Source organism: Pseudomonas sp. S5F11, from assembly GCF_019641515.1.
In the GTDB taxonomy this organism is placed as follows: domain Bacteria; phylum Pseudomonadota; class Gammaproteobacteria; order Pseudomonadales; family Pseudomonadaceae; genus Aquipseudomonas; species Aquipseudomonas rhodesiae.
In genome coordinates this window covers 5,782,713-5,797,637 of sequence record NZ_JAIFJZ010000001.1, presented here as the reverse complement: position 1 = coordinate 5,797,637, position 14,925 = coordinate 5,782,713, and the positions used below count along the sequence as shown (strand labels likewise).

10 protein-coding genes and 2 pseudogenes are annotated in these 14,925 nt (G+C 58.3%); 2 read left to right on the top strand and 10 right to left on the bottom strand.

Annotated elements, in window-relative coordinates; genetic code table 11:
* Positions 1 to 49 precede the first annotated feature (49 nt).
* The 7 genes from K1567_RS26385 to K1567_RS26355 form a co-directional block, all read right to left on the bottom strand.
* Complete coding sequence (locus K1567_RS26385; RefSeq protein WP_034099013.1) at positions 50 to 664, bottom strand: TetR/AcrR family transcriptional regulator; 615 nt, start codon at positions 662 to 664, stop codon at positions 50 to 52.
* Positions 665 to 730: 66 nt separating this feature from the next.
* Positions 731 to 2,341 (bottom strand): gamma-glutamyltransferase family protein, encoded by a 1,611-nt coding sequence (locus tag K1567_RS26380; protein WP_220698995.1) that lies wholly within the window; start codon positions 2,339 to 2,341, stop codon positions 731 to 733.
* Between the two features lie 36 nt (positions 2,342 to 2,377).
* Positions 2,378 to 3,157: an amino acid ABC transporter ATP-binding protein gene (locus K1567_RS26375; RefSeq protein WP_034099017.1), complete on the bottom strand. Its 780-nt coding sequence runs from the start codon at positions 3,155 to 3,157 to the stop codon at positions 2,378 to 2,380.
* Between the two features lie 2 nt (positions 3,158 to 3,159).
* A complete protein-coding gene (locus K1567_RS26370) occupies positions 3,160 to 3,936 on the bottom strand; it encodes an amino acid ABC transporter permease (RefSeq protein WP_034099019.1) in 777 nt (258 codons plus the stop codon).
* An 11-nt stretch (positions 3,937 to 3,947) separates the two neighbouring features.
* A complete protein-coding gene (locus tag K1567_RS26365; RefSeq protein WP_034099022.1) occupies positions 3,948 to 4,754 on the bottom strand; it encodes an ABC transporter substrate-binding protein in 807 nt (268 codons plus the stop codon).
* A 61-nt stretch (positions 4,755 to 4,815) separates the two neighbouring features.
* Positions 4,816 to 5,484 carry a GntR family transcriptional regulator gene (locus K1567_RS26360; RefSeq protein WP_220698994.1) on the bottom strand — a complete coding sequence of 223 codons (669 nt, stop codon included), beginning with the start codon at positions 5,482 to 5,484 and terminating at the stop codon, positions 4,816 to 4,818.
* A gap of 289 nt (positions 5,485 to 5,773) precedes the next feature.
* Positions 5,774 to 8,179, bottom strand: a complete 2,406-nt coding sequence (locus K1567_RS26355) for a TonB-dependent receptor (protein ID WP_220698993.1) — start codon at positions 8,177 to 8,179, stop codon at positions 5,774 to 5,776.
* Positions 8,180 to 8,885: 706 nt separating this feature from the next.
* On the opposite strand from K1567_RS26355, the pseudogene K1567_RS26350 reads away from it, so the two are divergent.
* Both K1567_RS26350 and tnpB read left to right on the top strand, forming a co-directional pair.
* Positions 8,886 to 9,549 (top strand): annotated as a pseudogene (locus K1567_RS26350) (integrase arm-type DNA-binding domain-containing protein); the annotation flags it as partial.
* A gap of 255 nt (positions 9,550 to 9,804) precedes the next feature.
* Positions 9,805 to 9,984: pseudogene (tnpB, locus tag K1567_RS28100) on the top strand (IS66 family insertion sequence element accessory protein TnpB); the annotation flags it as partial.
* Between the two features lie 43 nt (positions 9,985 to 10,027).
* Here tnpB and K1567_RS26340 read toward each other — a convergent pair.
* From K1567_RS26340 to K1567_RS26330, 3 genes are read right to left on the bottom strand one after another with little or no spacing between them, the layout of a single operon-like run.
* A complete protein-coding gene (locus tag K1567_RS26340) occupies positions 10,028 to 10,591 on the bottom strand; it encodes a condensin complex protein MksE (RefSeq protein WP_034099035.1) in 564 nt (187 codons plus the stop codon).
* Entirely contained in the window at positions 10,575 to 11,981 is a 1,407-nt protein-coding gene (locus tag K1567_RS26335) for a hypothetical protein (RefSeq protein WP_220698992.1), read from the bottom strand. The genes K1567_RS26340 and K1567_RS26335 overlap by 17 nt, the downstream gene beginning before the upstream one ends.
* Positions 11,978 to 14,923 carry a hypothetical protein gene (locus K1567_RS26330; RefSeq protein WP_220698991.1) on the bottom strand — a complete coding sequence of 982 codons (2,946 nt, stop codon included), beginning with the start codon at positions 14,921 to 14,923 and terminating at the stop codon, positions 11,978 to 11,980. Before K1567_RS26330 ends, K1567_RS26335 begins: the two co-directional genes overlap by 4 nt.
* Positions 14,924 to 14,925: the final 2 nt, after the last annotated feature.

The following is a 14,925-nucleotide window of genomic DNA, read 5'->3' as shown; positions in this document are numbered from 1 at the left end:
GTCGAGTGTGGCTGGGCTTGCGCCCTCTCACACTTGACCCGCGTTCGGCTCAGGTTCTGATGGCCGCTTCGACCCGCGCAAGGTAGGTATCGAAGCGCGCCACCAGGTCCACCCGCTCGGGAAACCGCAGCCACTGGATCTGCAGGCCATCCATCATGGCCAGGATTTCTTCCACCAGCCCAGGGATGTCCACATCGCTGCGCACTTCCCCCGCCGCCACGAGATCGGCGAACTGTCCCTGCAAACGTCGTTGGATCCCCTCATAGCGTTGCTGGAACCAGGCCCAGGCCGGCTGTGCATCGAGCAGGCTTTCGGCATTGAGAATGGTGAACGCGCGCACTACCCCCGGCGCATTGGCGTTCGCGGCATTGATCGCCCGCAGGCTGCCGAGCAACCCGCACAGCGTCTTCTCGGCGCGCACTTGATCGGCGATCCGCTGATTAATCTCGTCACGCCGTTGCAGCACGCCCATCAGCAACGAGATCTTGCTGGGATAGTGATGCAGCAACCCCGCCACCGAGAGACCGGCAACCGCCGCCACCCGCGCCACGGACGCGCCGCTGTAACCTTCGCGGGAAAACACCTGCAAGGCCGCGTCCAGCAGCTCTTCGCGGCGTTTTTCACCTTTGGGGGCGCGACGGGTTTTAGGAGCGGGATCGGTCATGGGGGCATCCTGGGGGGGCAGGTATGCACCCTATCCAAAATGCCCATGAGCCGCAAATGGTGCGTTTTACCACACCGCGATATGCCCATCCGCCCGCGGCTCGGTGCCGCCGCATAACACCCCGCTGTGTGGGTCGCGCAGGATGATCTGCCCGCGCCCGTAATCTGTGAGGTCGCTGGCGATCTGCACCTGGTGACCGCGCCGCGCCAGGGCATTGGCCAACTCGCGAGAAGCGCCGTGCTCGACGCCGACATTCATATCGCCCAACCATTGCCAGCGCGGTGCATCCAGCGCGGCCTGGGGGTTGAGGCCGAAGTCCACCAGATTCATCACCATCTGCACGTGCCCCTGGGGCTGCATGTAACCGCCCATCACGCCGAATGGGCCGAGGGCGTGGCCGTTCTGGGTGAGGAAGCCAGGGATGATGGTGTGGAAGGTTTTCTTGCCGGGAGCCAGGCGGTTGGCGTGGGTGGCGTCGAGGCTGAACTCCTGGCCACGGTTCTGCAGGGCGATGCCGCTGTCGGGCAGTACCACGCCGGAGCCGAAGCCGTGGTAGTTGCTCTGGATGAACGAGACCATGTTGCCTTCGGCGTCGGCGGTGGCCAGGTACACCGTGCCGCTGGCGTGCGGGTCGCCTGGTTTGGGCGGTTGCGCCTGCTCGCCGATCTGCGCGCGGCGACGGCTGCTGTAGCGGTCGCTGAGCAGGTCGTCCACCGCCATGCGCATGTGCAGCGGGTCGGTGATGTAATGCAGGCCGTCGCTGTAGGCCAGCTTCATGGCTTCAAGCTGACGATGCCAGGTCTGTGGGCTGTCGCGGTGATCGAAGTGGAAACCTTCGAGGATTTTCAGCGCCATCAGCGCGACCAGTCCCTGGCCGCTGGGGGGGATCTCCCAGACGTCGACGCCGCGATAGTTAATGTGGATCGGCTCCACCCATTGGGCGCGGTAATCCTTGAGATCGCTGGCGCGCAGGTAACCGCCAGTGGCGCGGGCATGCGCGTCCAGGCGCTCGGCCAGGGCGCCGCGATACAGGCTTTCGCAGCGCGTGACGGCCAGTTCCTCCAACGTGCGGGCCTGGGCCGGATTGCGGAATATCTCGCCGGTTTTGGGCGCGCGCCCATCGATGAGGAAAGTGTCGAACCAGGCATCGAGCACCGGGTCGCGATGGGGGCTGAATTCGTTTACGGCCAGTTGCCATTGATGGGCAACCACCGGCGACACTGGAAAACCATCCCGTGCCAAGCGGATGGCCGGTTGCAGCAGCGCAGCGAAGGGCAACTTGCCGAAGCGTTGCGACAGCTCCGCCCAAGCCGACGGGCAGCCAGGCACCGTCACCGGCGTCCAACCGTACAGCGGCATACGCTCGTAGCCGGCTGCCTTGACCGCCTCGATACTCAACGCTGCCGGCGCATGGCCGTTGCCGTTCAGACCGTGCAGTTGGCCTTTGCACCAGACCAGCGCAAACGCATCACCCCCCAGGCCGCAGCCGGTGGGTTCAACTACGGTGAGCGCCGCCGCCGTGGCGATGGCGGCATCGATGGCATTGCCGCCCTGCTGCATGACTTCAATACCGGCCTGAGCGGCCAGGGGCTGGGACGCGGCTACCATGCCGCGATGGGCGAACACACTTTGACGCTGCGACGGATAGGGGTACTCATGGGCAGAGAAATTCAACATGGCAAAGGCTCTTGAATACGGGGGGTTGGCGTGCGTTCAGAGCACGCGACTGAGAAACGCTCGGGTACGCGGGTGGCTGGGATGGCTGAAGATCTGTTCCGGTGGCCCTTGCTCAATCAGTTCGCCCTGATCGAGCACCACCACGCGATCAGCCACCTCACGGGCAAAGCCCATTTCATGGGTCACCACCACCATGGTCATGCCCTCCTCGGCCAGTTCCTTCATCACTTGCAGCACTTCGCCGACGGTTTCCGGGTCAAGGGCGCTGGTGGGTTCGTCGAACAGCATGGCCTGGGGTTTCATTGCCAGCGCGCGGGCAATCGCTACCCGTTGCTGCTGGCCCCCGGAGAGCATCGACGGGTAGTGGCTGGCCTTGTCCGCCAGGCCCACCCGCGCAAGCAAACCGCGCGCCTGTTCCAACGCTTCGGCACGCGGGGTGCCGAGCACCTGGATCGGCGCCTCGATGATATTTTCCAGCGCGGTCATATGGGGGAACAGGTTGAACCGCTGGAACACCATGCCGATGTCGCGGCGCTGACGGGCGATGTTGCGCTCCGAATCGCGCACCAGGCTGCCGTCGCTGCGTTCGCGGTAGCCCATGGCGCGGCCATTGACACGGATGCGCCCGCCCTGGATGTCCTCCAGCAGGTTGATACAGCGGATAAACGTGGTCTTGCCGGAACCGGAGGCGCCGATCAGCACCACCACTTCGCCGCGCCGCACTTGCAGGGAGATGCCTTTGAGGATCTGCAGCGCGCCGAACGATTTGTGGATATCCAGCGCCTCAATGATCAGTTCTTCACTTTGATGCGCCATGGTTAACGTCCCCTCAGCAGTTTCAGGGTACTGCGACCGAACATGCGGCTGGCTGCCGGCGGCGGTGCAGACGGCCGGTCGGACTGGCTGAAGCGCACTTCAAGCCAGCGCTGGAAAAAGCCCCACAGCGTGGTCAGCGTAAGGAAGTACAACGCGACCACCAAGTACAACTCGAACACGCGGAACGTCGCCGAGGTGATCATCTGAGTGCTGAGCAGCAGCTCCTGCACGCCGATCACGCTGACCAAGGTGGTGTTCTTGAGCATCACGTTGAACTCATTGCCCAGGGGCGGCACGATCACGCGAAACGCCTGGGGCAGCACAATGCGCCGCATCAACTTGGCGAAGCCCATGCCCAGGGAACGTCCGGCTTCGTATTGGCCCTTGTCTACCGCACCGATACCGGCGCGGATGATTTCGGCCATGTACGCGCCTTCGTTCAGGCCCAGGGCAATGATCGCCGCCTGGATATTGCCGGGGACGATCAAGCCGAACAGCTCGATGTCCTCGAAGCGGAAAATCCCGCCCGCCGCCAATGCGGTGTACAGAAACACGATCTGCACCAGTAACGGCGTGCCGCGCATCAGCCACACATAAAAGCGTACCGGCAGGTGCAGCAACGGGTTGCCGGACAGCCGCAACAACGCCGCCGCCAGGCCCAGCACACACCCCAGCGCCATGGCCAGCACACTGATCAGGCAGGTCAGCCACAGCCCGGTGAGGTACACCCCGCTGGGCTGCAATAGGTACTGCCAGAACACATCCCAATTGAAGTTCATCGCGGCGGACCTCAGTCGAGTGTGTCGCTGCTGACATGCCACTTGTTCAGTAACTGCACATAGCTGCCATCGCTGCGCATATCGCTGATCACCTGCTGCACGGCGGCCGTCAGTTGTGGGTCATCCTTGCGCATGCCCAGGCCGGTGAGGATGCGGCTGAACGCAGGCACGCCCTCCTGAAACAGGTCCGGGGCCATCGCCGCGTAATAACCGGCGGTTTCCACGGTGGTGCCGTAGGCGTCCACCTGGCTGATGCGCAGGGCCTGAAAGGCGTCGGTGTCGGTGTTGTACACCACCAGTTTCATCGGCGGCTTGCCGGCCTTGGTCAGGCTGTCGTTCTGCGTGTCCAGCAGGGTTTTGATGGTGGAGCCGTTGAGCACAGCAACTTTGTGCGCGGACAAATCGTCCAGCGTCTTGATGCCCTTGGGATTGCCCTTGGGCACCACCACCGCTTGGCTGGAATACATGTAGTTGACGATGTCGATCACTTGCCGCCGCTCGGGCTTGTCGAACAGCTGATCAACGATCATGTCGCATTGCTGGGCCAGTAACGCCGGCACCAGCCCCGAGAACGGAATCACCTTCCACTGCACCTGCTTGTCGCCCAGGCGCTTGGCGATTTCCAAGCCCAGGTCCACTGTAAGCCCCCGGGGTTTCTGAGACTCATCGAAGGAGACCAGGGGCGGTGAATCCATGCCGGAGCAATAAGTGAGTTTATCGACGTTGCGCAATCGCTCCGGCACCTGGGGCGCGGCAACGGCCCATTGCGTGCACAGACCGAGGGAGACAGCCACCAGCAAGGCGCGGTGTTTATGCATGACCAGACACTCCAGTTCGTGGAAAAACGGGGCAGGACTCAACGTCAAAACACAGTGGATCTTATTGTTCTGTTTGCAGGAATTGGATCAGGGCCGGCACGGTGCCTTCGATGTGCTCACGCACCACGGCCTCGGCGCGCGCGGCATCGCCGGCACGAATCGCCTCCAGGATCACCGAGTGCTCCTGACGCGCGCTTAGAGGTTTTTCGCCGTGCTGCAGCCACAGCCGCATCGGCGCTTCGACCAGGGAATACAACGCCGAAATCTGCTTCATCAAACGCGGCCTGCCGCTGAGGCTGCACAGGTATTCGTGGAAGGCGCGGTGTCGGCTGACCCACTCGGCGCTCTCATAGCGGTAGTCATCCATTTCATCCAGCAGACGCTCCAGCGCCGCCAACTGACGCTCGCCGATGCGGCCTACCGCCACGCGTACCGCCAGCCCTTCCAGGGCGCTGCGCATCTCGAAGACTTCGTGCAACTCATCAATGTCCAGGCCACTGACAACCGCGCCACGGTTGGGACGCAAAGTCACCAGCCCTTGGGCATCCAGACGGCGAAACGCTTCGCGCACCGGCATACGGCTCATGCCGATCTCGCTGGCGATGTCTTCGGCGATCAGGCGATCGCCCTTGCGCAAGCGACCGCCGCAGATGGCGTCGAGCAGGAAGTTGTAAGCCTCCTCCTCGGCGGTCAGCGGCTGACGGTCAACGTAAGCGGGAGCAAATTGCATCAGCGTCACCTTTTGTATTTTTGTATCCAATTATCCACGGATACAAACACAGCAGGATATGTGCCAGATGCACTAGGCAATGTTTAAGAGACTGATTTTGCAGGAAACAGCGGCACGCCCCGTCGGTTAACAAGGGCTGCCGTGTGTGGAGGTGTGCTACCAAATGGCTCACCGATGGCACCGATTGTGAGCAGAACAGTGCCAGTAACACGCTGGGGATGAGCGCTCGGTCAGGCAGTCCGACCGCGCTCCCCCCCTTTTGCCAACCCGTTGCAGCCCGCGCCGGGCGTTAAAAGTCGACGGTAGCCGACAGCAGATACGTCCGCGGTGTAGACAGGGTCAGCCCCGGCTCGCTGTCGTCCGAAGCGCCTGCCGAGCTCCAGTAGCGTTTGTCGGCGACGTTCTCCACGTTGGCGCGCAGGGTGATGTGTTTGTCGTCCACCTTGAATGCGTAACGGGCGCCGACGTCGATTCGGTTCCAGGCGTCGATTTCCTTGACGTTGGACTGGTCCAGGTACTGGGAACTGGAGTGGATGCCGCGGGTAGTCAGGGTCAGGCCTTCGAGGGTCGGTACGTCCCATTCGGCACCGAGGTTGACGTTGTACTTGGGCGTGGCCGGCGCACGGTTGCCGTCGAAGGTGCCGTTAGTGGTGTTTTTCAGTTCGCTGTCGATATACATCACGCCGCCCAGCAGGCGAACGCCCTTGAGCGGCTCGCCGAACACACTCAGCTCCACCCCGTCGTTCTGGCGCTTGCCATTGGGACCGAACACGCGGGTGGTGGCGTTGGTCTCGTAGGCCGGCTGCTTGATGCGAAACACGGCGGCGGTCACCGCAAAGGCACCGGCGTCGTACTTGGCGCCCACTTCCACTTGGCGGCTGATGAACGGCGCGAAGATTTGATCTTCGTTGACCGAGGTGGATGGCGCGATCTTGCCCTGGCTCAGGCCTTCCATGTAGTTGGCATACAGCGACAGTTTGTCGGTGGCTTTGAACAACAGACCGCCCGAAGGCGAGATTTTTTCTTCGTCGTAGGCGGTGTCGCCTTTGACGCCATTGCTCCAGTCGTCGACCTGGACCCGCTGCCAGCGGGCACCGAGGGTGAGCAACAGGCGATCGTCGAAAAAGCCCAGGGTGTCGGACAACGCCAGGCCGCTGAACTTGTTTTCGGTGTAGACCTTGGCGTCCTGGCGCGTAGGCGTCGAAGGTGTCGGCGTTTGCACCGGGTCGTACAGGTTGCTCGATGCCTCTGCATAGCGCGCGCCGCCGTTGGTGAAATCCATATAGAAGTAGCTGGCCGCCAGGTTGACCTCGTGGCTCACCGGCCCGGTGTGGAACCAGTTGCGCACGCCAGCGGTGGCGGTGCGTACATTTTCATCGCGGGTGAAGTCCCGAGGCTGCACTTTGAACGCACCGGCCGCGTTGGTGACGGACACCGCGTGGCGCAGGAAGTCGTGGCTGCTTTTGCGCACGCCGACGCCGCCATAGAGCATCACGTTATCGCTCAGATCGAACTCGCCGTTGAACGTGCCGAACGTGTCGTTGGTGCGTGCCTTGCTCCAGGATTGCGCATAGTTGCGGCGCACATCGCTGGCCCGGGGCACCGGCGCGGCGGCGGCGACTTGCACGCGCTCCTGGGGCGCGTCGGTGTCGCGTTCGGTGTGGCCGATATCGGTGGAGAGGCGCAGGCGCTCACCACGGAAGTCCAGACCGAGCACGGCCATTTCACGGTCGACGCTTTGGTGATCCCACTCGGTATCACCGGACTGCTTCACGCCGTTGAAGCGCAGGCCGAACTGGTTATCCTCGCCAAAGCGCCGGCCCACATCCACCGCGCCGCCGGCCTGGCTGTCGGAGGCCCAGGTGCCGGTGAATGAGGTGATGTCCTTGTCGGTGGCGCGCTTGGGCACCACGTTGATACCGCCGCCCACACTGCCTCGCGGCGAGATGCCGTTGATCAACTGGGTCGGCCCCTTGAGGATGTCAACGCGGTCGGCCATTTCCATATCGATGCTGTAGGTCGGCAGTACGCCGTACAGACCGTTGTAAGCCACATCGCTGTTGAACAGGCTGAAGCCACGGATGGTGAATTGCTCATAGCGCCCACCGGCCGGGTTGGTGGCGCGTACCGAGGGGTCGTTGGCGATGAGGTCGCCCAAGGTGCGCGCCTGCTGATTTTTTACGGTGTCCTGGGTGTAGGTGGTGATGCTGAAGGGCGTCTCCATAAAGTCGCGGGTGCCCAGCAAGCCCTGGGAGCCACGTCGCGCCACCTGGCCGCCGGCATAGCTGTCGCCGTCATACAGGCCGGTGGTGCCGAGGATGGAGGTGGGCGCCAGTTCAAGGCTGCTGCCGTCCGGCTGGGGCACCAGCATGTAGGCCTGCTCGCCCATGGGTTGCAGTTGCAGGCCGGAGCCTTGCAGCAGGCGCGCAAAGCCCTCTTCCACACCATACTCGCCGGTCAGGCCTTGGCTGCTGCGCCCGCTGACCAACGCCGGGTCCACCGACAAATTAACCCCCGCCAGCCCGGCAAACCGGGTCAACGCCGCGCTCAGGCTGCCGGCCGGCACCTGGTAGCTGCGGCGCGGCGCGCTGTCTTCGGCATAACTGACGGGGACGAACAACGGGCTGGTACTCAGGCTCAGCAGCAAACTCAGTTTCAGCAACGGGCGCAAGCGCAAGGGGCGGACGACGGGCATTGGGGAAGCTCTCGATTATGTTCACTTGCCTGGAATGACAGGCGAGGTGAAAAAAAGGGACAGGCTCCACCCCTATTTTTTGTCGATGGCTATGCGCGCTATGAAAAGGATCAGGCGGAAAATCCGCGGTGAACATGCCTCATCGCCAATATTTTTTCTTCGCCTAACAGCCTTCGCGTCAGCAGCGGATCTCAAAGCCGCCGTCAGCAGTTTATGAGCCAACCTACTGCTCTGCCTCCACAACGACAGCACCGTCGGAGCGCATCTCGCTAAAGCAGCCGACGCGATGTATCAAGCCACACCAAGCAGTGGAGACACCTGCCGTTTCAGTCGAGTACGCCGGCTAGCCGATCAGGGTTGTACAGGGTACAGGGGACGCTTTGATTGGCTTCCATTGCCGTTGCGTAGCGCATGGGTGTGAGCACGGGTGGGAGTCGTGGGATATTTTTTGGGCATGAAAAAGCCCAACCTGGGTAGATTGGGCTAAGTCATTGAAAGATATGGTCGGGACGGAGTGATTCGAACACTCGACCCCTAGCACCCCATCTCCTTTTTCATACTTCTTGAAAGCTTTCAAAATTTCACTCTGGAATATTCAAAGCTAGTATTTACTTGAGTTTCAGCGGAGCTCTGCTACACAAAAGTCCAGTAACGTCCATCAAGAGCAGACGTTTTTGTGGGGGGAAAAGTAGGGGGAACCGATTTCATGGCCAAAATCACCATAAAAGAACTCGAGTCGCTGACCGCCAACGATGTCGGTCGAATCCTGCGGGAGGATGGCAATCTGGCCGGTCGAATCTCAATGCGTAAGGACGGTGTGTAGGTCAGCTGTTTCTATCGGTATCGCTGGGGCGACCAGGACAAAGAGTACTCCTGCGGATCCTGGCCGCGCAAATCCCTGACAGACATCCGCAAGGCGCGTAACCAGGCCAAGGCGCTCATCGATGAGCAGATCAATCCCAACGAACACAAGAAAACGGCCAAGGCACAGGCCTATACCGCGGCCAACGTCGAGGCCGAACAAGTAAACACGTCGAAGGTGCAAACGCTGATCGTCCAAGATCTGGCCAAGGCCTGGCTGCTGGATGGCGTCGCGCGAAGACGGCAATGCCGAGTTGCAACGACGCTTTAACAAGAACCTTTTGCCAGCACTCGGCAAGAGCGCGGTGAACGATGTTTCCGAACACGATGTTCGGGCGCTGATCCGCGCCGTGGTCAACCGCGGCGCTCACCGGCAAGCCATCAGCTTTTTCGCCGACCTCACTCAGATGTTCAGTTGGGCCTGAAAGCGTCAGCCTTGGCGGGCCTTATTGATCGAGGGCGATCCGACTGAGCTAGTCGACATATCCCCCTTGATCCCTGCCGACTACTAAGCGGAAAGAAGCCGCATCCCGATTGCTACCGACTTCATAAGTCGGCATTTTCGGTACTGAGTAATCATAGTTTCGTATTACATCGCCGAGCGCGCTATTTGGCTCAATTTCTGCCCATCATGACCGGCAAAAGTCGGCCAGCAGTTGCCAGTCGCACGTCTTAAAAAGTATCGGCGACTCAGCCGCTGGCAATGAGCCAAAAGCAGGCACTCAAAGCGTCTACTAAACCGGGGACGATTCAGTGCTTATCTCTTTGCCAACCGCCGAGGCAATCGCATGAAGGTGTTGGTGCACGACGGACTGGGCGTTTGGTTGGCGGCACGGCGTCTGCATCAGAGGAGGTTTTCCTGGCCGAGTAATCGGCATGACGGCCTAATGGAGCTGAATTCTGAGCATCTCCAGGCATTGGTGGTATCTATGTCGAGGATGTGATGGAGGGTAAAGAAACCATCTACCAACTGATAAAGCCGGAAACTCAAGCCACCATAACTGCACCTGGTTCAGCATTACTGTACTTAAATACGTCGTCAAAGAACGCTAATCCAGCATGAGTCAGTACCAGGTTGCCTTTTGCATTCCTGTAGGCGATCCCACGCTGCTCGAGATTTTTCCTAACTGCAGATGTAAGAGCCTCCCCTTTCATGTTGCTGGCAGACATGACATCTTGTTTGTCTTCTCCCTTCCCGATCTCCTCCATAATCCCATCAGACACACCAGCTTCCCCGTCGCGCAGAATATCTAGCTGGTAGCCCTGTTCATGCAGTCCGCGAGCAAGGATCAACAGCAGAACCTGTATTTTCCTGACCACCTCGCTGTACTCCTCATCGCGCTCGACTGAACGGATGTAGATAAAGCCATTCCGCATCACCAACTCAAACCCGATGTTCAAGTACAAGGGCTTGTAGCTCTGATCGTAGTTATTGAGCATCTCTTCGAAGAGCGGGTTGGGTTTTATTTCACCATTCTCGTAGGTGTCTTTGTTGATCACCTTCCCCGACATCAACTCTTTGTAGATGGCTTGGCTAAGCTGTTGTCTCACTACCCTGCTCCTCGATCCTCAATTTGTAATAGGTCAACTTCTGCCTGTCGTCCTCAATCACCCCTAACTGAAATCGAGGGGTTAGCACAATGTCCTCTCGGTGCTTTAGCCAAGACACGCCTTCCACTAGGTCAGCAATTTCGTAGTCGCTGATCTGCTGGGCCAGATGTGCGTGAAGCGACGCATGGGCGTCAGGCCCGACCTGAACAGGCCACTCATCTATCAGCCTTCCAATTAGTTTTCGGCGCACGTCTGAAGCACGCCTAGCTTTGAGCACGTCCTCTCCAACCGGCTCAACAGACGTTGTTGTTACTCGGGTATTTTTGAGTGAATCCAGGCTACTCCGCAGATGCTCCTGAAGGTGAAGCCAATGGTCTACGTTGTGCCATTCAATCTTGCTATCGGCTCTCTGCCTCTTCATGCCTTTGAAGGTAGAGAAACGCTCCAGTACCTCATGATCTTTAGGGATGAGATTGCCCCTTAGTTTCCCGTCATGGAGCTCCCGACAGGCAACCAGTAGATCGTTGAAAACACTCTCAACCTGGTCGTACTCACGACGCTGAAGTTCATTCTGATGCACGTAGCGCTGCAGAGACTTGCTGATGACCTCCACGTCGTAGCGATAGGAGCGAATGGATGCCACTGCATAGAGAACCTGCTGACCCAATTTTGGCAACTTGGCATCGCGGAACATCTCGGATATCCGCAGCAAGGCAGTGAGTGCCGGTAGGCCTTTCTTCAGAGGTTCCCTCTCGTTGAGGAACTGCAATGTGGGGAGAACATGCCTACCGTAGATTCGGGTGATCGCCTGCAAAGCACCGCGAGCCTGCTTCACCTCGTCGAGGTTCTCAAGGCTCATCACTTCGACGATCTCCGCCAGGCGAAGAGTCTGCCCCTGAAGACTGTCCACGTTCTCCTTGATCTTCCCTTGAGCGTAGCGGATGCGTTCCCGAAGTAGCTTAAGCTCATCCTCGAACGTGTCGTTACCCTGCTCAATCACTGTCAAATCGCGAAGCTTTTCAAGACTATCATTGAAGCTATCGCACAGCGCCTCAAGCTCGGCGCTACTCAGCTGCCGAAGACGCGATCTATCAAAGTGACGAAATAACTCGATCAAAAACGGGGCGAAGGCAATGACTCCTCGCTTGGTGTCATGGTGCAATATCAAGCTTGCCCGGACGAGGTTACGCACGTCGAAGGCCGCTTCAATTTTTTGCCGATCGGACTTACTGTCTCCCAGCGAATCAAGCAGCTTCATCACTTTTGACTCGTAGAGACGAGTTGACACTTCTTCGCCAGCCGAGCCTTCATCCATGATGTCGATAAGATCAAGAAAAATGTGCTTATGCTCGATCATGAGCATGACCGTTTTGTCTGCTGCAACGATCATCCGGCAGTGATCTCCGCAACAGCATCGGCGGGATCTTTCTTTGTTCTCAGCGACTCGCTTTCACCTGTGTAGATCACTCGACGTAAGTGGCTGTAAGCCCTGTCGGTGGCGAGAAAATGCGAAAGGTCGATGTAGTTTTCGATTACTTTCGCGATAGTAGACGTGGGCTCCGGCGTTGCCCCGAACAGCACGAACCCTTCTGACTCAGCGATGCCACGCGCAGCCTTCAGATTCAAGTGGCTCAGATTCGACAGCTCATCCATTACCAATGGCAAACAGATCTGTGTATTTGCAATCAGCAGCCTACGCAGAAGGATCGATAGCAGGCGGCAGTTAATCATTGCCGTAGTACCGTTGGATTGATCCTCTTCGGTGTACTTGTCATGCCCACGCTTGCGGTACCGATATCCAACCCGATCAATCAGTAGGCTCATATCCAGTGTGGTCCCCCGACGGCCACCGTTAACAAAGAACTCGGTACAGAAAGCTCGTAACCGTTCATACAAGCGCTTCTCGTGGAGCCCGGTTGTCATGAGGTTTATGGAATCAATATCGACCAACAGTTCTTCGAAATGGGGATTTAATACGCAGTAAATCTCGATCGCCTCGAGGTCAGACACGATGAATTCCGAGAGCTGGTCATCTACCTCTTTCTCGAACTCCTTGATCATCCTTCTGGCGTGTTTGATTTCGTCGATTTGAATAGAGGTATTCGAGTTATGCGCGGTGACCTTGGCCTGGTAGGTCTGCTGCTCACCTTCCAAGGTGCCAAACATCGCCGCGAAAGCTCTCCGACAGCTACGCATCCGACTCAAGTCATGGAAAGCATGGTAGCCAAAGTCTCTGCCCTCTTCGCCCAGCAAGTTACGTTTCAGCAGTTCATCCAAGGCCACTTGCAGAGCTTCTCTGCTCTTGGCTACCTCAGAAGCGAACTGGGAAATCTCCTTGATCTGGCTAGGGTGAAAGAAAGTATCGCGAGCTTTCAGCTTCATTTCGCGGATCGAAAGGAATCCTAAAGTGATCTCAGCTACGTTCCGGATCTGCTCAAGGTAATTGCGCAGATCTTCGTTTTCCTTCCGGACCCTGGCGAGCACGTCTTTTGCGCGCTCAACCTGTACCGCTAGGTCCTCCAGCTCACTGGCGGCATCCGCCACACTCTCATGTAGCTTGGCCAACTCTACCGTCTGTTCCCCCACCTCAAGTTCCAATGCTTTCTGCTGCTCGCGCATGTAGCCATGCCGACTGAGTAGTTGAACCTCTTCATCAGTTTCAATCCGCTCGCGGGTCAGCTTCTTGGCTTTATCCATGGCCTGCTCAGCAGTCAACTTGCTGTCATCGTTTAGGCGCTGAATAAGATCATCACAGTCCTTGATATCGTCATCCAGTTTAATCAGGTCTTGCTCGTGCTGCTTCCTTGCTCTGGTCGGATCGAAAGACATGAAACCAAATGAGGTCTCCTGACTCAGGAAGCTGATGAAAGAACCTCGCTCCTGGAATAGGCAGCCAAACTCTTTGATGGCTTGCTTCTGGTCAGAGTTGAGTCGAGGAGTTAGCTTGGTGAACAGCGTCGAGTTCAAGCTACTCAGCACCGACGCACTGTGACGATCGACCTGCTCGAGAACAGTTTCCACATGTTCATCAAGAATTTTTCGGAGTTGGTCGCGCTGATGGGAAAGACTGTTCTTATTCCTGATCGCCTGGGCTAGTTGCTCAGCGCTCTGAACCTTGTTTGTCAGGGTCTCGATCTCTGCGGTCAACTCTGCGGAGAGATCGGATAAGAGCTCGCGGACCTCATGCTCTGTTGTGCCAGGGTAACGCCGAAGAATCTCGCTGACCTTAAATAGCTGCTTTTGGACACCGTCCAAATCCTTATGCCGGAGACTCAGTGCTCCAGCCAGCTTCAGATACTCAGCCTTGACCAGACCGTGGTGCTGTCTCTTAGCTGAGTGAGCCACATCAAGAGCCTGATATCTCTCGGATGCTGCCTTAACATCATCAAGAATGCTGGACTGCCTATCAGCCAAGGCATGCTCAACATCGACGATACTCTGAACGATCAGTTCGGATTTCGTCTCAAACAGTTGGAACTGGCTATCAAAGCTCTCCCAAGACCTCCGCGCGCTTTCTATGTCCGCCAGGCGATCGCCTTCTTTTTTCAGGTTCTCATAGTCATCGAGGATCTCGCTCAGGCTGACACTCAGCTCTGCATTCTTCCGGTCCTTATCCCCTTCGATGATCGTGGCGATAGTATCTGGCAGAGTGCGGTTGTCCTTCGCCCCAATGTCGAAGGCCAGGTGGATTAGCATCTTCCACGCGTCGATCTCGCGTGCTGTACCGCCATTCCTAAGAGGCAGCAAGCAGAATCGGCCCTCCTCACGATTAAGAGCCTGTTGACCGAAGAGCCGCTGGCGAATGACAGCACCGTCGTTCATTGCCTCCCCGCCCCGAGCTCGGAGATCCGAAAGCACACCAGAAAGTGAGATGCCGTCTATTGGTGCTCCCATGCCCCCATTGATGGGCGATTCAAGGTCCCAAAACAAGTGCTGGATATCGGTATATATGCAAGGTACTGCCATTCGGCCGTATGAGAATGGTCGATTCCCACGGTGCAGGACCAGGCAGAACGGGCCGTGCATGTTCTCCGCTTCGAGGATGATAAAGGAGTGATTTTCCGGGAAGTAGTAGCTGAAGCTAGCCTCAGTCGAGTAGTAGGTCCCGGCCGGCCCCTTGAAGGCGAATTTCTTGGAGCAGCTCTTGAAGTTCTCGTGTGGCAGCAAAAAAAGCTTCAATGCATTCAACATCGAGGTCTTTCCGAGGTTGTTCTGGCCACACAAAGCGGTGTGCTTGTCCACGCGGATTACAGTGTAGGCATAGGCAGCACTGTTAACAAAAATCAGCCTGTGGAATTTGTATACGTCCTGAAACGCGTATGAGTCGCTCAACA